At 65.7% G+C, this 17,461-nt stretch carries 17 protein-coding genes; 7 read left to right on the top strand and 10 right to left on the bottom strand.

The window, feature by feature from the left end; translation table 11 throughout:
• Positions 1-106: 106 nt before the first annotated feature.
• Both CW360_RS15700 and CW360_RS15695 read left to right on the top strand, forming a co-directional pair.
• Positions 107-1,036, top strand: a complete 930-nt coding sequence (locus CW360_RS15700) for a LysR family transcriptional regulator (RefSeq protein ID WP_101194334.1) — start codon at positions 107-109, stop codon at positions 1,034-1,036.
• A gap of 84 nt (positions 1,037-1,120) precedes the next feature.
• Positions 1,121-2,209, top strand: a complete 1,089-nt coding sequence (locus tag CW360_RS15695; RefSeq protein WP_133063656.1) for an HPP family protein — start codon at positions 1,121-1,123, stop codon at positions 2,207-2,209.
• 6 nt (positions 2,210-2,215) lie between these two features.
• Here CW360_RS15695 and ispA read toward each other — a convergent pair whose 3' ends face one another.
• From ispA to exaC, 9 genes are all read right to left on the bottom strand, one after another.
• Positions 2,216-3,112 (bottom strand): (2E,6E)-farnesyl diphosphate synthase, encoded by an 897-nt coding sequence (gene ispA / locus CW360_RS15690; RefSeq protein ID WP_101194333.1) that lies wholly within the window; start codon positions 3,110-3,112, stop codon positions 2,216-2,218.
• On the bottom strand, positions 3,109-3,345 hold the full coding sequence (locus CW360_RS15685) for an exodeoxyribonuclease VII small subunit (protein WP_093984732.1): 237 nt from the start codon (positions 3,343-3,345) through the stop codon (positions 3,109-3,111). Before CW360_RS15685 ends, ispA begins: the two co-directional genes overlap by 4 nt.
• A gap of 72 nt (positions 3,346-3,417) precedes the next feature.
• Positions 3,418-4,161, bottom strand: coding sequence for a sulfite exporter TauE/SafE family protein (locus CW360_RS15680; RefSeq protein ID WP_281255638.1), 744 nt, complete (start codon positions 4,159-4,161; stop codon positions 3,418-3,420).
• Positions 4,162-4,164: 3 nt separating this feature from the next.
• Positions 4,165-6,546, bottom strand: coding sequence for an EAL domain-containing protein (locus tag CW360_RS15675; RefSeq protein WP_101194332.1), 2,382 nt, complete (start codon positions 6,544-6,546; stop codon positions 4,165-4,167).
• Entirely contained in the window at positions 6,540-7,472 is a 933-nt protein-coding gene (locus tag CW360_RS15670) for an ABC transporter substrate-binding protein (RefSeq protein ID WP_101194331.1), read from the bottom strand. The genes CW360_RS15675 and CW360_RS15670 overlap by 7 nt, the downstream gene beginning before the upstream one ends.
• A gap of 141 nt (positions 7,473-7,613) precedes the next feature.
• Entirely contained in the window at positions 7,614-8,141 is a 528-nt protein-coding gene (gene ppa, locus CW360_RS15665; RefSeq protein WP_093984729.1) for an inorganic diphosphatase, read from the bottom strand.
• A 77-nt stretch (positions 8,142-8,218) separates the two neighbouring features.
• Positions 8,219-9,004: a M90 family metallopeptidase gene (locus CW360_RS15660; protein ID WP_101194330.1), complete on the bottom strand. Its 786-nt coding sequence runs from the start codon at positions 9,002-9,004 to the stop codon at positions 8,219-8,221.
• Between the two features lie 98 nt (positions 9,005-9,102).
• Entirely contained in the window at positions 9,103-10,251 is a 1,149-nt protein-coding gene (gene yiaY, locus CW360_RS15655) for an L-threonine dehydrogenase (RefSeq protein ID WP_101194329.1), read from the bottom strand.
• Between the two features lie 98 nt (positions 10,252-10,349).
• Positions 10,350-11,870, bottom strand: a complete 1,521-nt coding sequence (gene exaC / locus CW360_RS15650; RefSeq protein ID WP_101194328.1) for an acetaldehyde dehydrogenase ExaC — start codon at positions 11,868-11,870, stop codon at positions 10,350-10,352.
• Positions 11,871-12,169: 299 nt separating this feature from the next.
• Here exaC and CW360_RS15645 point away from each other — a divergent pair, with 299 nt between their 5' ends.
• Complete coding sequence (locus CW360_RS15645; protein WP_101194327.1) at positions 12,170-14,014, top strand: sigma-54-dependent Fis family transcriptional regulator; 1,845 nt, start codon at positions 12,170-12,172, stop codon at positions 14,012-14,014.
• A 3-nt stretch (positions 14,015-14,017) separates the two neighbouring features.
• Here the strand turns inward: CW360_RS15645 and CW360_RS15640 are convergent, their stop codons facing one another.
• On the bottom strand, positions 14,018-14,473 hold the full coding sequence (locus CW360_RS15640; protein ID WP_101194326.1) for a GNAT family N-acetyltransferase: 456 nt from the start codon (positions 14,471-14,473) through the stop codon (positions 14,018-14,020).
• Positions 14,474-14,672: 199 nt separating this feature from the next.
• On the opposite strand from CW360_RS15640, the gene mpl reads away from it, so the two are divergent.
• From mpl to CW360_RS15620, 4 genes are read left to right on the top strand one after another with little or no spacing between them, the layout of a single operon-like run.
• Positions 14,673-16,025, top strand: a complete 1,353-nt coding sequence (mpl, locus tag CW360_RS15635; RefSeq protein ID WP_101194325.1) for a UDP-N-acetylmuramate:L-alanyl-gamma-D-glutamyl-meso-diaminopimelate ligase — start codon at positions 14,673-14,675, stop codon at positions 16,023-16,025.
• Between the two features lie 27 nt (positions 16,026-16,052).
• The gene (locus tag CW360_RS15630) at positions 16,053-16,490 is read left to right on the top strand and encodes a hypothetical protein (RefSeq protein WP_157825314.1); all 438 of its coding nucleotides are present in this window, start codon (positions 16,053-16,055) and stop codon (positions 16,488-16,490) included.
• Entirely contained in the window at positions 16,487-17,116 is a 630-nt protein-coding gene (gene ubiX, locus CW360_RS15625; RefSeq protein ID WP_093984721.1) for a flavin prenyltransferase UbiX, read from the top strand. Before CW360_RS15630 ends, ubiX begins: the two co-directional genes overlap by 4 nt.
• On the top strand, positions 17,109-17,405 hold the full coding sequence (locus tag CW360_RS15620) for a YceK/YidQ family lipoprotein (RefSeq protein WP_093984720.1): 297 nt from the start codon (positions 17,109-17,111) through the stop codon (positions 17,403-17,405). Before ubiX ends, CW360_RS15620 begins: the two co-directional genes overlap by 8 nt.
• Positions 17,406-17,461 lie beyond the last annotated feature (56 nt).

Genomic DNA, 17,461 nt, shown 5'->3' with positions numbered 1-17,461 from the left:
CCTGGGAGAACTGATGCTTATGCATTGCTATCCATGCAGCTGATGCATGATTACCAAGGCATGCCTGGCTGATAGCGTGAGGTTTCCGTGAGCTGCGAGCCAGACCATGAAAACTGCGCATGAAAGCGGCCTGCTCGGCCGCCTCGACCTTAACCTGTTCCGCGTATTCGCGATGATCTATCAGCAGCGCAACCTGACGCGTGCCGCCCAGCTGCTGCACCTCAGCCAGTCGGCGGTAAGCCACGCCCTGGCCCGCCTGCGCGAGCAGCTCGGCGACCCGCTGTTCATTCGCGAAGGGCGTGGCGTACTGCCTACCCCGCTGGCCGAGCAGCTGGCCCCGGGCATTCTCGACGCCCTGGACAGCCTGCAAGACAGCCTGCGCACCCTGCAAAGCTTCGACCCAGCTCAGGCGCGCCGGCGCGTACGCCTGAACATGCCGGAACAGATGGAACCGCTGCTGCTGCCGCAGGCCATCGCCTGCCTCGCCGAGCAAGCCCCGTTGCTCCAGGTGCATAGCAGCAGCCTGCACTGGGCCGAGCTGCGCCGCGAACTGGAACTGGGACGGATCGACCTGGCCGTGGAAATCGCCCGCCCCACCGACACCGAGCTGCGCCAGTGCCAGTTGCTGCAGGAGCCGCTGTGTGTGATGGCCCCCGCCGGGTTTGCCGGCGAGCTGGATGCCGCGCGCTACCTGCAGGCCGAGCATGTCGCCGTCACCTCGCGGCGCCGCGGCCTCTGCGTGGAAGACCTGGCCCTCGCCCAACAGGGCCTGCAACGCCAGGTGCGGCAACGCTGCCAGCACTACCTGTCAGCCGCCCTGCTGGTCCGCCAGCGCGGCTGGCTGCTCAGCCTGCCACGACGCTACGCCGAACTGCTCAATGGCGGACTGGGCAACCGCCTGCTGGACATGCCCATCGCCCTGCCCACGGTAACCCTCAATCTGTACTGGGCTCGCCGCCTGGACAACGATCCGGCGCATCGCTGGCTGCGCCAGACCCTGCTGGAGCTGGCACAGCGCCAGCCCGTGGATGAATAACTTTCACCCTCCTCGGTAGAAGCACCCATTTGGTGCGCGCCGCAACATCTGGCAGACTGCGCCCCTTTGCCGGAAACCCTTCACGTGCCACGCCTGTTCGACATTCTCCAGGTCAGCAACCTGCGCCACGCCCTGCGCGCCAGCCTCGGCTGCGCTGCCAGCCTGGCCCTGTGCAGCCTGTTGGGTAGCTACTGGCTGGACAACCTGAGCCTGCTGCACCTGCTCGGCCCACTGGCTGCGTCGGCCCTGCTGCTGTTTGCCGTCCCCTCCGGCGCCCTGGCGCAGCCCTGGGCGCTGCTCGGCAGCTACCTGTGCAGCGCGCCACTGGCACTGTTGCTGAACAGTCTGCAACTACCCAGCCTATGGCTGGCTGGGCTGGCACTGGGCATGAGCCTGCTGTTGATGAGCCTGCTGCGTTGCGTGCACCCACCCGCCGGTGCGCTGGCGGTGGTGCTGGCCCTGGCCGAACCACCCATGGCCGGTCAGGGCCCAGGCGTGCTGCTAGCGCTGCTAGTGATGTTGGCCTGCCTGCTGGGCTGTGCATTGTGCTATCTCAACCTCAGCGGTTCGCCCTATCCGCTGCGCCGCACCAACGAGCCGCGCCACGCTACGCAGGACCCGCCACCGCAAGGCAGGGCGGGTATTTCCAGTGACGACCTGGAGCAGGTACTCGCCGAATTCGATGCCTTCGTGGACATCACCCCGGAGGAGCTGGCCCGCCTGCTGCAGGCTGGCGAGCAGCTGGCCTTGCGCCGCCGGGTCGGCGACCTGCAGGCCCGCCACATCATGTCCCGCGACCTGCGCTGGATCAGCCCGCAGGCCAGCCGCACGCAAGCCATGGCGATGTTGCGTCGGCATCGTATCCGCAGCCTGCCGGTGCTCGACGAACAGGCCCGGCTGGTCGGTGTGGTCAGCCTGGTCGACCTGCTCAGCCGGCCGCGTGGCGTGCGCCGACAGCTGGCCTGGGGACTGCGCCAGCCATTGCGTGTGGCCGAGCTGATGAGTACCCCGGTGCGCAGCGTGCAGGAGACGCAGTCAGTCAGCGCAATGATCGGCCTGCTGTCCAGCCAGGGACTGCACAGCCTGCCGGTGCTCGACGACCAGCAGCGCCTGGTCGGCATCGTCAGTCAGAGCGACCTGATCGGCGCCCTGCAGGAGCAACTGCTGCGCTGAAACGCCTCAGTGACGGCGCGCGATGATGTAGCGCGCCAGCTCGCGCAAGGCATCCGCCTCGCCGGAGAAGGCAGCCAGCGCCTGCAGCGCCTCGTCGCACAGGCTCGCCGCATAGGCCTTGGCGCCGGCCAGACCAAGCAGCGCCGGGTAGGTCGGCTTGTCATGGGCCTGGTCCTTGCCCTGGGTCTTGCCCAGGGTGGCGGTGTCGCTTTCCACGTCGAGGATGTCGTCCTGCACCTGGAAAGCCAGGCCGATCGCCGCGGCATAGCGCTGCAAGGCCTGCAGCTGCTCCGCCCCGGCCTGGCCGCTGGCTAGCGCCCCCAGGCACACACTGGCCTCGATCAGCGCCCCGGTCTTGTGCCGGTGCATCAGCTCCAGTCCGGCCTGATCGAGCTGCACGCCCACCGCACCGAGGTCGATGGCCTGGCCGCCGACCATGCCGGCCGGGCCGGCAGCACGCGCCAGCTCGGCGATCATCTGCAAGCGCAGTTCAGCCGGCTGCGGGTTGTGCGCGGCATCGGCGAGCACGGCAAAGGCCAGGCTCTGCAAGCCGTCACCGGCGAGAATCGCCGCGGCCTCGTCAAACGCCCGGTGGGTAGTCGGCTGACCACGTCGCAAGTCGTCATCGTCCATCGCCGGCAGGTCATCGTGCACCAGCGAATAGGCATGGATCAGCTCCACCGCGCAGGCGCCGGCATCAGCCTGTGCGGCCTGCCCGCCCAGCGCCTCGCAGGCGGCATACACCAACAGCGGACGGACACGCTTGCCACCATTGACCACGCTGTAGCGCATGGCGGCATACAGGCGCTCCAACTCACCGAGAGGCGCCTGCAGCAACGCCTGCAGGGCCGCATCGACACGCGCCTGGCAGCGCGCCTGATACTGCTGCAAGGCCTCGCTCATGGCTCGACCTCGAAGGGGCTGAGCTGCACCTCGCCATCGCGCTCGAGCAGTTGCTGAACCTTCTGCTCCGCCTGATTCAGCGCATCCTGGCAGTCACGGGTCAGCCGCACCCCCTGTTCGAAGGCCGTCAGCGACTCTTCCAGCGGCAACTCGCCACTTTCCAGGCGCTCGACCAGCGTTTGCAGTTCGGCAAGCGCCGTTTCGAAATCCAGCGGGGCTTTTTTACGGGCCATGGGGCAATACTCGGCAGGGCGAAAACCGGCGCGACACTAGCAGAGGCCGGCATGCCGGGCAAACCGCCGCGGTCAATCGACGGTGAAATAGTAGCCCGTCATCAGGCTGCCGATCAGCAGGACCAGAGCCCGCAGCAGGCGTGGCGACAGGCGCTCGCCCAGGCGCCCGCCCAGGTATCCTCCCAGCGTGGCGCCGCCCAGCAGCAGCAGGAAGGGATACAGGCTGACCCGCCCGGCGAACAGGAACGTCAGGCTGGCAACGCTATAGATCACCGCCGACAGCAGATTCTTCAGGGCATTGGCACGCGCCAGCGGGTGGCCCTCGATGCTCAACGCGGCCAATTGCAGGATCCCCATGCCGGCGCCGAAGTAGCCGCCATACAGGGACACCAGCAGATGACCGGTCAATGATCCTGGGCCATGCGCCGGCACGTCGCTAGCGCCGGCACGCCAGCGACTCAGCCAGGGACTGGCAGCAAACAGCAGGGTAGCCAGCAACAGCAACCAGGGGATCAGCCCGGCGAACAGTTCATCGCCACCGGCCAGCAGCAGCAAGCCACCGCCCAAACCGCCGAGCAGGGCCGCCAGCAGCAGAGGCCAGAGATAGCCGCGCAGTTCGGCCAGCCGCGCGCGTGCCGCCCAGGCACCGGCCATACTCGCCGGCCACAGGGCCACGGCATTGGTGGCATTGGCGGTGATCGGCGGCAAGCCGATGGCCAACAGCGCCGGGAAGGAAAAGAAAGTACCACCACCGGCCAGGGCGTTCATCGCACCGGCCAGCAGGCCGGCGCCCAGCAACAGGGCAATCTCGAACACGCGCTACGACCCCTGCACCCCAACCAGGCATCCCTGAGCCTGGCACTGCGCCGCTGGCAGCGGTCGCGCGTAATAGAAGCCCTGTAGCTGGTTACAGCCATTGAGGCGCAGGAAGGCCGCCTGACGTTCGTTTTCCACGCCTTCGGCGACGACCTGCAGGCCCAACTGGTGAGCCATGGTCAGCATGCCACGCACCAGCGCCACCGATTGCGTACAGTCGGGCAGGCCACTGACGAACTGACGATCGATCTTGATGCCATCGAAGGGGAAGCGACGCAGGTAGCTGAGCGAGGCATAACCGGTACCGAAATCATCGAGAAACAGCGGCAGCCCCGCTGCACGCAGACGCTGCAGGCAACTGAGCACACTGGCATCGGCATCCAGCAGGGCGCTTTCGGTGACTTCCAGCTCCAGCCAGTCGCTCTCTGCGCCTTCCTCGGCAAGGATCTGCAGCAGGCTGCCGGCCAGATCGCCCTGGCGAAAATCCAGCGGCGACAGGTTGACCGCCACGCGCAGGCTGGCGCCCTGCTCGGCCCAGAGGCGCGCCTGTCGGCAGGCCTGACGGAACACCCAGCGTGTCGCCTCGATGATCAGGCCGCTTTCTTCGAGCACCGGGATGAACTGGTTGGGAGGCACCAGACCGCGACCGGGCGACTGCCAGCGCAGCAACGCTTCCATGGCTTTGACCCGCCCCTGGCCATCGACCTTGGCCTGATAGTGCAGCACCAGTTCATCATGCTGCAGGGCCTGGCGCAGCTCTTCTTCGAGCTGCTGGCGATCCTCGACGGCCTCGGCCAGCTGCGGCGTGAAACAGGCCACCCGGTTGCGACCGGCATCCTTGGCCGCGTACAGCGCCAGGTCGACCTGCTTGAGCAACTCACTGGCGCTACCCGGCTGACCGCTGGCCACCGCCAGGCCGATACTCGCGGATACCCGGCACTGGTACTGACGCACTCGGAACGGCTGCTCGAACAGCAGGCAGAGACGCTCGGCCAGTTGCATAGCCGGCTCCTCCGCGAAGCCTTCCAGGAGCAGGACAAACTCGTCGCCGCCAGAGCGGGCCAGCAAGGCACGCTCCGGTAGCAAAGTGCCCAGGCGCTCGGCAATTTCCACCAGCAGGCGGTCACCTATCTCGTGGCCCAGGCTGTCATTGATGCGTTTGAAATGGTCGATATCGAGAAACAGCAGACTCAGCGGACAACGCGCATCCAGCAACTGCTCCAGACGCTGCTGGACATAGTTGCGGTTGGCCAGGCGGGTCAGCGGATCGAAATGCGCCAGAAAGCGCAGACGCTGCTCAGCCTGCAGACGCTCGCTGATATCGCGCAACAACACCAGGCGCAGCGACTGACCATGCCGCAGGAAGGGCGTCAGGCTGATCTCCAGCGGCACCTGCTCGTCACCACGCCAGGCATTGAGCTGCACGGCACGACTGGGCGGCGCCTGCAGCAGGCGTTGACGGGCATTGCTCTGCACCAGGCGGTCTTCCGGGATCTGCCCGAACAGCTCCTCGGCCGCACAGCCAAACAGCGCCGCCGCCGCGGGATTGGCCTGGATCACGCGCAGCTCGTCATCCACCACCAGCATGCCCACCGGCGCGGCATCAATCAGCTTGCGCAGCAGCTCCTCGCTTTCCTGCAAGGCGGCCTGACGCGCCTGCAGCTGCACCATCATCTGGTTGAAGGTTGCAGCCAGCTGGCCAATCTCGTCTGTCCCGTCGACATCCGCCGGCTGTTGCAACTGGCCACTGGCAAAGCGCCGTGCCGCATGCTCCAGGCGCGCCAGGCGGCGGGTTACCAGGCGGCTGTACAGGTAATTGAGCAATAGGCCCAGCAACAGCAAGAGCAACAGGGTCTGCCCGAGGTAGAGCCAGGCATTGCTCCGGGTATGCTGCAACACCGGGGCAAAGTCCAGGGAGACCAGCAGCACCTCGCCGCTTGGTGCGCCCTGTAGATCGACACGCCCCAGTGGATAGATGGCCAGGAAGCGCTGCTCGCCATGCGCCAGCCAGTCGCTGCGATTGTCCACCGCGTAACCGGCCAGCGTGACCTGATCCGGTATGCCCAGTTGGCCAGGGCGCAAACCCAGGCGGGTCGCCGCGATCACCTGCTGGCGGCCATCCAGGACCATGGCCCAGCGCACATCGGCCAGGCTGGCCAGATCGGCCAGATCGTTCTCCAGTTCGGCCTGGCGGCCCTGGCGCAGGTGATCGGCCAGGCTGCTCTGCAGCAGGATCAGACTCTGGTTGACGTGGTTGCGCCAGGTGCGCTGCGCTTCATCCAGGCTACGCGGCAGCAGCGTGGTGACCAGCAATACGCTGAACAGCAAGGCTCCCAGGCCCAGCAACAGCGGCAGCGAACGACGCAGCGACAGGTGGGTCAGCATGGCGCGTCCTCGCGGCACTGGGGCAGTAGCGCGTCGGGATTACCTGGCTTGCGCAACAGGCCGATGCGCAGCAGGTAGTCGTGCAACTGCTGCAGGTTGTCTCGCAGCTGGCCCTGTTCGAGCCATTGCCTATTGAGTGCCGCATCGCCCAGCAACAGCCCTTCGCGGGTCAGCTGCAGGCCGGCAGCGTCCAGGCCGAGACGACGCTGCAGACGCTCCTCGCTGTTCTGCGGATTCTCCCGCCAGATGCGCAGGCTGTCATACCACAGCGCCTGCAAAGCCTTGCGCCGGGCCGGCGAGACCCGGTCGCGGCGCACTACCAGCACATCGATGATTTCATAAGGCAGCTCGCGGCTGTCGAAGATGCGCCGTGCGCCCAACGCCTGCAGGGCCGGCCCTTGCGAAGCGAAGCTGATCACCGCATCGATACGCCCGGCCGCCATGGCACTGACATGTTCATGGACCGGCAAGTCGACAATCCTGACCTGATCACGGCGCAGCTCGGCCAACTCCAGTACGCGGCTGAGAATGAACGCGCCCAACGCGGTGTTCTCCACTCCGATGCGCCGGTTACGCAAATCCGCCAGGTTGCGCAGCGGCGCACGGGCATACAGGGCATCGGCGCCCAGGGAGATATCCGCCACCAGCAGCAGTTCCAGGTCATGCCCTTCACTCTGCAGCTTGAAGGCTTCATCCAGGGTCAGCAGGCCGCCATCCAGCAGGCCATTGCGCACCCCGCGCAATACGCCGGTGGCGCTGGGGTATTCGACCAGGCGGATACGGCTGGACTCCAGCCAGTTGAGGTCATCGGCCAGGTAGAACGGTGCATAACCCAGCCAGCGATTGCTGCCCAGACGCAACTCGTCCTGCTCGCCCTGACAGGCCAGCAACGCAAGACAGCAGAGCAACAGCAGGCAGCGACGCATCCCGATACTCCCAAGGAGGTATAAAGCACCTTAGCTGAATGCTCAGCCCGGCGAAATACCCCGATGGTCTGCCAGGGTATGCTGAATCACCAGGCATAAAAAAACCGGCCTTGTGAGCCGGTTTTCGAGGGTGGTCCAGACTTATTTTTGGTAAGCCGCAACCGCCTTGGTAATTGCTGCACGGGCCTCGTCGGCGTTGCCCCAGCCTTCGACCTTGACCCACTTGCCCTTCTCCAGATCCTTGTAGTTCTCGAAGAAGTGCTTGATCTGCTCCAGCAGCAGAGCCGGCAGGTCGGTGTATTCCTGCACGTGCGTGTACAGCTGGGTCAGCTTGTCATGGGGCACGGCGATCAGCTTGGCGTCGCCGCCTGCTTCGTCAGTCATGTTCAGGACACCCACCGGGCGGCAGCGGATCACCGAGCCCGGCGCCACCGGATAGGGGGTGACGACCAGCACGTCGAGGGGGTCGCCATCGTCGGCCAGGGTATGCGGGATGAAACCGTAGTTGGCCGGGTAGAACATCGGCGTGGCCATGAAACGGTCGACCATCAGGCAGTCGCTGTCATGGTCGATTTCGTACTTGATCGGCGCATGGTTGGCCGGGATCTCGATAGCCACGTAGATATCGTTGGGCAGGTCCTTGCCGGCCGGGATTTTGCTGTAGCTCATGGGGCGACTCCTGCGAGCGGGCCAAAAAAGTGCGGCGATTATAGGGGCAAGCCCCGCGCCCGGCTAGCGACTTATGGCTATATCGACGTAGCCGGCAGGCGCTGCAACGGGTCCTGCCGGTAGAACAGGCGCAGCTGCCGATAGACCTGCGGATAAGCCTGCAGGAGCAGATCGGGCGCGCTGAAGAAGTACTCGCTGCACACGGCGAAGAACTCGCCGGGGCAACTCGCTGCGTAGGGATCGATCAGCGTATCTGCTGCCGGGTCGGCATCCAGTTGTGCATTGAGATCGTCGAACGCCGTTTGCAGGCTGTGGCTCCAGTCTTCCAGGCGCATGTCCGCATGCAGCGGCGGCAGCCCGTTGACGTCGCCATTGAGCATGTCCAGCTTGTGCGCCAGCTCGTGAATGATCAGGTTGTAGCCGTGCCACTGGCCACTTTCCTGCACGCCAGGCCAGGCCAGGATCACCGGCCCCTGCAACCACGCCTCGCCGCTGCGCACATCGTCCCACTGGTGCTCGACACCCGTGCTGTCGCGGTAGCGCTGCGGGCTGAGGAAGTCGTCGGCATACAGGATGATTTCATGGAAGCCCTGGTACCAATCCAGGTCATCCAGCGCCAGCAGCGGCAACTGGGCCTGGGCGGCCAGGCGCAGGCGCTGGTAATCGTCCAGCGGCAAATCGCCGACACAGCTCAGGCGCTTGTCACGCAGAAACAGCAGGCTACGTTGGGCCAGGCAGTGCAACTGGGCCTCGGTGAGGCCATGCAGCAAAGGCAGAGCAGCGACCACCTGCTGCCACAGCGCGGGATCGAGGGGATGGCGGGCCAGCCAGCGACGCTGGCGCCAGGCGCGAAACGACCACATGCGGGAACATCCGGACAATGTCGGCGCCCCATGCGCCAACCCGACGCACCTTAGAGACAGCGTCGGGCTGGAGCAAGCTCGGTAAGGTTGCCAGCCCCTCAGAAGGCCGCGTGGAAGATTGCCTCGATCTCTGCCTGGCTGGCCGGGCGTGGATTGGTCAGGCCGCAGGCATCCTTGAGGGCATTGGCGGCCAGGGTGGGGATGTCCTCGCGACGCGCGCCCAACTCGGCCAGGCCGGCGGGAATGCCGATATCCACCGACAGACGGCGGATAGCCGCCAGCGCAGACTCCGCACCGGCCGCCTCGGACAACCCCTCCACCGATTCGCCCATCGCCTTGGCCACATCGCGCAGGCGTGCCGCGCTGACCTGGGCATTGAAGGCCTCGACATGCGGCAGCAACACCGCATTGCAAACCCCATGAGGCAGGTCGTAGAAACCGCCCAACTGGTGCGCCATGGCATGTACATAGCCGAGCGACGCGTTGTTGAAGGCCATGCCGGCGAGGAACTGTGCGTAGGCCATCTGCTCACGGGCCTGCAGGTCATCACCCTGCGCCACGGCCTGGCGCAGGTGCCGGGCAATCAGCTCGATGGCTTTCAGCGCGCAAGCATCGGTGATCGGCGTGGCAGCGATCGATACGTAGGCCTCCACCGCATGCGTCAGTGCGTCCATGCCGGTGGCCGCCGTCAGCCCCTTGGGCATCGCGGCCATCAGCGCCGGGTCATTGACCGACAACAGCGGCGTAACGTTGCGATCGACGATGGCCATTTTCACGTGGCGGCTTTCGTCGGTGATGATGCAGAAACGGGTCATTTCGCTGGCCGTGCCGGCCGTGGTGTTGATCGCTACCAACGGCAACTGCGGCTTGCTGGAGCGGTCGACACCTTCATAGTCGGCAATCTCGCCGCCATTGGTGGCGCAGAGCGCGATGCCCTTGGCGCAATCGTGGGGCGAACCGCCGCCCAGCGAGATGATGAAGTCGCACTGGCTCTGGCGCAGCAGCGCCAGGCCCTTCTGCACATTGCCAATGGTCGGGTTGGGCTGCGCACCGTCGAAAATCACCGCGTCGATACGCTGCTCGGCCAGCAGCCCGGCAACCCGTTCCGCCACCCCGGCGCGGGCCAGCCCGGCGTCGGTGACGATCAGCGCCTTGCGCAGGTTATAGCGGGCAATGGCCTGCATGGCCTCGTCGAGACTGCCCAGGCCCATCATGTTTACCGCAGGGATAAAGAATGTGCTGCTCATCAGAATTTCCTTATTGAGGCGTTGTGCCTATGCACAGGGTTAGAGACGCAGCCTCGGTAAAAAGTTGTCGAGGCTGCTTGCCACAGATCAACGCTGGCTCAGAAAAAGCCCAGCGGACGGGGGTCGTAGCTGACCAGCAGGTTTTTGGTCTGCTGGTAGTGATCGAGCATCATCTTGTGGGTTTCGCGGCCAACCCCGGACTTCTTGTAACCGCCGAAAGCGGCATGCGCCGGGTACAGGTGGTAGCAGTTGGTCCACACCCGCCCGGCCTGGATGGCCCGCCCCATGCGGTAGGCACGGTTGATGTCGCGCGTCCACAGCCCGGCGCCCAGGCCAAACTCACTGTCATTGGCAATCGCCAGGGCCTCGGCCTCGTCGCGGAAGGTGGTCACCGCCACCACCGGGCCGAAGATTTCCTCCTGGAACACACGCATGCCGTTATGCCCCTTGAGCAAGGTCGGCTGGATGTAGAAGCCCCCCTGCAGCGCTTCCGCCTGTTCGGCCGCCGCACCACCGGTGAGCACCTCGGCGCCCTCGGCGCGGGCAATGTCGAAGTAGCCGAGGATCTTCTCGAACTGCTGGGCCGAGGCCTGGGCGCCGACCATGGTCTCGCTGTCCAGCGGATCACCCCGGCGGATGCGCGCGATCTTCTCCATCACCACAGCCATGAACTGTGGATAGATGGACTCTTCGATCAGCGCCCGCGACGGACAGGTGCACACTTCGCCCTGGTTGAAGAAGGCCAGCACCAGCCCTTCGGCGGCCTTTTCGATGAACTCCGCCTCAGCCTGCATGATGTCGGCGAAGAAAATGTTCGGACTCTTGCCACCCAGTTCGACGGTGCTCGGAATAATGTTGTCCGCTGCACAGCGCAGGATGTGCGCACCAACCGGGGTGGAGCCGGTAAAGGCGATCTTGGCGATACGCTTGCTGGTGGCCAGCGCCTCACCCGCTTCGCGGCCAAAGCCATGCACCACGTTGAGCACGCCGGGCGGCAGCAGATCGCCGATCACTTCCAGTAGCACGCTGATGCCCAGGGGGGTCTGCTCGGCCGGCTTGAGCACCACGCAGTTGCCGGCGGCCAGCGCCGGGGCGAGCTTCCAGGCGGCCATCAGCAGCGGGAAGTTCCAGGGGATGATCTGTCCCACCACGCCCAGCGGCTCGTGGAAGTGGTAGGCCGCCGTGTGTTCGTCCAGTTCGGCCGCGCTGCCTTCCTGGGCGCGGATGCAGCCGGCGAAATAGCGGAAGTGATCGGCCGCCAGGGGAATATCGGCATTCAGGGTTTCGCGGATCGGCTTGCCGTTATCCCAGGTCTCGGTCACCGCCAACAGCTCCAGGTTGGCCTCGATGCGCTCGGCGATCTTCAACAGGATGAGGCTGCGCGCCTGCACCGAGGTGCGCCCCCAGGCGGGTGCCGCGGCATGCGCCGCATCCAGCGCACGCTCGATATCGCTGGCATCGGAACGCGGAAACTCGGCAATTGCCGCGCCGGTAACCGGCGTGCTGTTGACGAAATACTGTTCCTGCAACGGCGGCACAAAGCGTCCGTTGATGAAATTGCCGTAGCGGGCCTTGTAGCTGACGATGGCACCGGGGGTGCCGGGATGGGCATAACGCATGAGGCTGCTCCTGGATCTTGTTGTTGGTTAGCGCCGGGCCGTCTGCACCCGCCAGTGGCAGGCGAGGACGCGGACGCACCCGTCCGATGCCCGGAGCAAGAGCCAGGCCAAGCGCTTGGAAGGCCGTCCTAGAGCCTCTGCCGCCGGTGCCGCAGACGGCCCTGTGGCCGCCATGACACAGCTGTGCCATGACAGTGTCCCGGAAATGACACAGCTGCTGACCGTTCGGTCATTCGCGCATTGCCAGTTCGCTGACGATCGCCGATGCTGCCGCAGAACCCGCCGCGGAGCGCCCGACCATGTCCAGCCTGCAACCTGCCAGCGACCCGCTGATCGCCCGCTCCTGGCAGCGCTGCGCCGAGCAGCACCAGCTCGATCCCGGCCAGTGGCTGGCACCCTGCGTGCTGGAGCACGGCCGTATGCTGGAGCGCCGCGAATACCTGCAACCCCTGTTGCGCGTAGCCAGTGGTGAGATGCACAACCTGCAGCGCCAACTGGCCGGCGACGGCCATGCCTTGCTGCTCACCGATGCCCAGGGGGTAATCCTCGAATGCCTGGCGGCCGCGGGCGACCGTCCGCTGTTCCAGCGCGCCGGCCTGTGGCTGGGCGCCGACTGGAGCGAAGCCGGCGAAGGCACCAACGGCATCGGCACCTGCCTGGTCGAGCGCCAGCCATTGACCATTCATCGCCAGGAGCACTTCCGCCAGTGCCACAGCAGCCTGAGCTGCTCGGCCGCCCCGCTGTTCGATGACCAGGGCGAACTGCTCGCCGTACTCGACCTGTCCTCGGTGCGCGAAGCTCCCAGCCGCCAACAGCAGTTCCACAGCATGGCGCTGGTCAACCTGTCGGCCAAAGTGATCGAAAGTGCCTACTTCCTGCGTTGCCATGAGCAGCATTGGCTGCTGCGTTTCCATCCCCAGGGCGAATGCCTGGGCCTGTTCAGCGAGGGTCTGCTGGCCTTCGACGAGCAGGGCCGGGTGCTGGCGGCCAATGCCGCCGCGGTCAACCTGCTGGGGCACAGCCAGCAGGCGTTGCGCGGCCAGTCACTGGAGCAGTTGTTTGCCTGCACGCTGGGCCAGCTGCTGGCCCAGGCACGCCGCCAGCCTCGCCTGGGCTGGCCGCTGTACCGCCACGATGGCCACGCCCTGTTTGCCCTGTTGCGCCAGCCGGCCCGCCAGGCAAACCCGGCAACACGCTGTGCACCGTTACCTGGCCAGGTGGTCGCACGGCGCGGGCCGTGCCTGCGCGACCCACGCCTGCAACGCGCCCTGCAGCAGGGCCTGCGCGCCTACGAACGTGACCTGCCACTGCTCTTGCAGGGCGAAACCGGTGTCGGCAAGGAAGTCTTCGCCAAGGCCCTGCACCAGATCAGCTCACGAGCCCAGCAGCCCTTTGTTGCCCTGAACTGCGCGGCGCTGCCGGAAAGCCTGATCGAGAGTGAGTTATTCGGTTACCAGGGCGGCAGCTTTACCGGAGCACGCAAGGAAGGCATGCGCGGCAAGCTGCTCCAGGCACAGGGCGGCACCCTGTTGCTCGACGAGATCGGCGATATGCCCCTGGCCCTGCAGACCCGCCTGCTACGGGTGCTGGAAGAACGTCAGGTAGAACCCTTGGGTGGGCACAGCCAGGCGCTGGATGTGCGAGTCATCAGCGCCAGCCATCACGACCTGGCGCAACGGGTGGCCAGCGGCCAGTTCCGCGCCGACCTGTACTACCGCCTGCATGGCCTGGCCCTGGCGCTGCCGGCCCTGCGCGAGCGCGAGGACCGCGCTGCGCTACTGGACAGCCTGCTGGCCGAGGAAGCCCAGGGCAGCCCGCCGCCGCTCAGCGAGGCCTGTCGCCGTACCTTGCTCGACTATTCCTGGCCGGGCAATGTGCGTCAGCTGCGCCATGTATTGCGCGGTCTGTTGGCCCTGCATGAAGGCGGCACGCTGCACTGGCAGGCCCTGCCGGCAGAACTGCGCCAGGCCAGCCCGCCCCCCGAACAGGCCAGCGCAGGGGCACTGCAACAGGCCGAGCGCCAGGCACTGCTCGACACCCTGCAGGCGCACGCCTGGAATGTCAGCGATTGCGCGCGGCAACTGGGCCTGAGTCGCAACACGCTGTACCGCAAGCTACAACGGCATGGCATTCGCCGACACTGACGCTCAGTCCTGGCTGATCGGCAGGATGAAGTTCTTGAACTCGTGGTCTTCGACGAAGCCCAGCGACTCATAGAGTTTGTGCGCCACGTCGTTGTTGATGCTCGAAGAAACCCGCATGCGGATCGCCTGGGTCTCCTTGGCCATCTTCTTCGCGGCCTGGATGAGATGGTCACCGACCAACTGGCGACGAGCATCCTCACAAACGTAGATGTCGTTGAGGATCCACACGCGCTTCAGCGACAGCGAGGAGTAGCTGGGATACAGCTGGCAAAAACCGAGGATGCGCTCCTCGTCATCCGGCATGGCCAGGTAGATCACCGACTCCTTGCGGCTGATACGGGTGGAAAGAAACTTGCGCGAAGACTCCGGGTAGGCCACCTGGCCAAAGAGTTCACGGTACTTGATGAACAGCGGAGTGAGCTGGTCGAGGTGTTCCAGGGTGGCTTGGACGATTCGCATGCTGGCTCTCGCAGTAGGGTCAAGGGACATCGCCACCTGAGCGCAGGCGACAACGTGCAGGGATGCTGCATTAACTCTAGTGGAAAGCGCAATCCAAACAAGCGTTTGCCCGCCTGCCCCGGACTGGGGCGGCTGCCGGGGGCTGTGCTACTCTCGCGGCCATCTGGCGCGCCCTGGCGCGGTACACCCTGGAGTTTCCATGCACATTCATATCCTCGGCATCTGCGGCACCTTCATGGGCTCGCTGGCAGTGCTGGCCAAGGAACTTGGTCACCGCGTCACCGGCTCCGATGCCAATGTCTACCCGCCCATGAGCACCCAGCTGGAAGCCCAGGGTATCGAGCTGATCCAGGGCTACGACCCGGCCCAGCTGGAGCCGGCGCCGGATCTGGTGGTGATCGGCAATGCCATGAGCCGCGGCAATCCGGCGGTGGAATATGTACTGAACAAGGGCCTGCCCTATGTCAGCGGCCCGCAATGGCTGGCCGACCATGTGCTGCAGGGCCGCTGGGTCATGGCCGTGGCCGGTACCCACGGCAAGACCAGCAGCTCCAGCATGCTCGCCTGGGTGCTGGAACAGGCCGGCATGAGCCCGGGCTTCCTGATCGGCGGGGTGCCGCAGAACTTCGGCATCTCCGCGCGTTTGGGCGGCACGCCGTTCTTCGTGGTGGAGGCCGACGAGTACGACAGCGCCTTCTTCGACAAGCGCAGCAAATTCGTCCATTACCGCCCACGCACCGCCATTCTCAACAACCTGGAGTTCGACCACGCGGACATCTTCCCGGACCTGGCGGCCATTGAACGGCAGTTCCATCACCTGGTGCGTACCGTACCGAGCGAAGGCCTGGTCATTCATCCGGCCAGTGAAACGGCGCTCAAGCGGGTGATCGAGATGGGCTGCTGGACCCCGGTGCAGACCACGGGCGAAGGTGGCCAGTGGCAGGCACGCCTGCTGGCCGCCGACGGCTCGCGCTTCGAAGTGCATTACGACGGCAAGCTGGCAGGCATCGTCGAGTGGAACCTGACCGGCCAGCACAACGTGGCCAACGCCCTGGCGGTACTGGCCGCAGCGCGGCATGTCGGCGTGGTGCCGGCGCTGGGTATCGAGGCCCTGGGCCGATTTATCAATGCCAAGCGGCGCATGGAGAAGGTCGCCGAGGTGAATGGCGTGACCATCTTCGATGACTTCGCCCACCACCCCACGGCCATCGCCACCACACTCGATGGCCTGCGCCAGCGCATCGGCAGCGCCAAACTGATCGCCATTGTCGAGCCGCGCTCCAACTCCATGAAGCTGGGCGCGCACCGCGATGGGCTGCCGCAGTCCGTGGTACAGGCCGATTCGGTGTACTGGTACGCGCCGCCGAATCTCGGCTGGGATCTGGCTGGCACCGTGGCGACCTCGACCGTACCGACGCAGGTCTGTGATTCTCTGGAAGCGATCATTGCCGGGGTCAAGGCCGAAGCCATGCCCGGCACCCAGATCGTGGTAATGAGCAACGGCGGCTTTGGCGGCCTGCATGGCAAGCTGGCCAAGGCGCTGGAGGCCTGACGCGCATATCGGCTTACGGAGGCAGGCATGGATGACTTCAACCCCTATCGGACACCAGGCAGTCTTTCCACCACGGAAACGTTGCCCGGCTCTGCTGCCCAGGGCTGGGTCTATCGGCTAGTAAATCGGCTGTATGCCTTATTGATGGTGCTGGCCACCCTGATTCTGGTAACCAGCAACCGGCAAATCTTGACCGATACGCGCGCGCCCCTGGCGCTGCTGATGTTCTATGCACCCGTGCTGTGCTACCTGCTGGTAGGCCGGGGCACTCCGCGGCTGGTGCGATTCGGCCTGAGCCTGCAGGCCCTGCTGGTGCTGTGGCTGATCTACCGATGCCTCGACCACCTGCTCATTGCCAGCCCGCAGTTGCGCATCGGCAGTTTCCTGCTCGCAGTCAACCTGCTGGCCCTGCTTGGCGGCCTGCGCCAAGCCAAGCTCAAACCTTTTGCCAAGGAGCACGCATGAACGGTCCCGAACGCATCACCCTGGCCATGACCGGCGCCTCTGGCGCGCAGTACGGCCTGCGCCTGCTCGACTGTCTGGTGCAGGAAGAGCGCGAGGTGCATTTCCTGATTTCCAAGGCCGCGCAACTGGTCATGGCCACCGAAACCGATGTGGCGCTGCCCAGCAAGCCGCAGGCCATGCAGCAGTTTCTCAGCGAATACACCGGCGCCGCCCCCGGACAGATTCGCGTCTACGCCAAGGAAGACTGGATGGCCCCGCCGGCTTCCGGCTCCAGCGCGCCGGCCGCCATGGTGGTGGTGCCCTGCTCCACCGGCACCCTCTCGGCGATCGCCAGTGGCGCCTGCAACAACCTGATCGAGCGGGCGGCCGATGTCGCCCTCAAGGAACGCCGGCCGCTGATCCTGGTGCCGCGCGAAGCGCCCTATTCGAGCATCCATCTGGAGAACATGCTCAAGCTGAGCAACCTCGGCGCCACCATACTGCCCGCCTCGCCGGGCTTCTATCACCAGCCGCAGACCCTCGACGACCTGGTGGATTTCGTCGTGGCGCGCATCCTCAACTGCCTGCAGATTCCCCAGGACCTGCTGCCGCGCTGGGGCGAGCACCACAACGGCAGCCATGACTGAGCGCACGCTGGCCGCCTGCCTGCTGCTGGCCTGCCTGCAGCTCGGCGGCTGTGCCAGCCTGCGCACCCTGGATGCCGCCCAGGCCGATGCACCGATCATCTACTCCGGCACCCGCCTGGACTGGTACAGCCTCAACGACGGTTGCTGCCCGCTGCAGCGCTTCGGTGCACTGCCACCCCGCTATGCGGCACTGGACCTGCCAGCCAGCCTGCTACTGGATACCCTGCTGCTGCCGCTGGCCATCGCCGCCGAACTGGGCGTGACCCTGAATATCCGCGGCGGGCGCTGATCCCGGTCAGGCGGCGTCACGGCTTTCTGCGCATAATGGCGGCCTGGCCCATGACG

Origin of the sequence: Pseudomonas fluvialis, from assembly GCF_002835605.1 — a bacterium.
Classification (GTDB): domain Bacteria; phylum Pseudomonadota; class Gammaproteobacteria; order Pseudomonadales; family Pseudomonadaceae; genus Aquipseudomonas; species Aquipseudomonas fluvialis.
The sequence above is the reverse complement of the archived record's forward strand: the minus strand, read 5'-3'. Positions and strand labels throughout refer to the sequence as shown.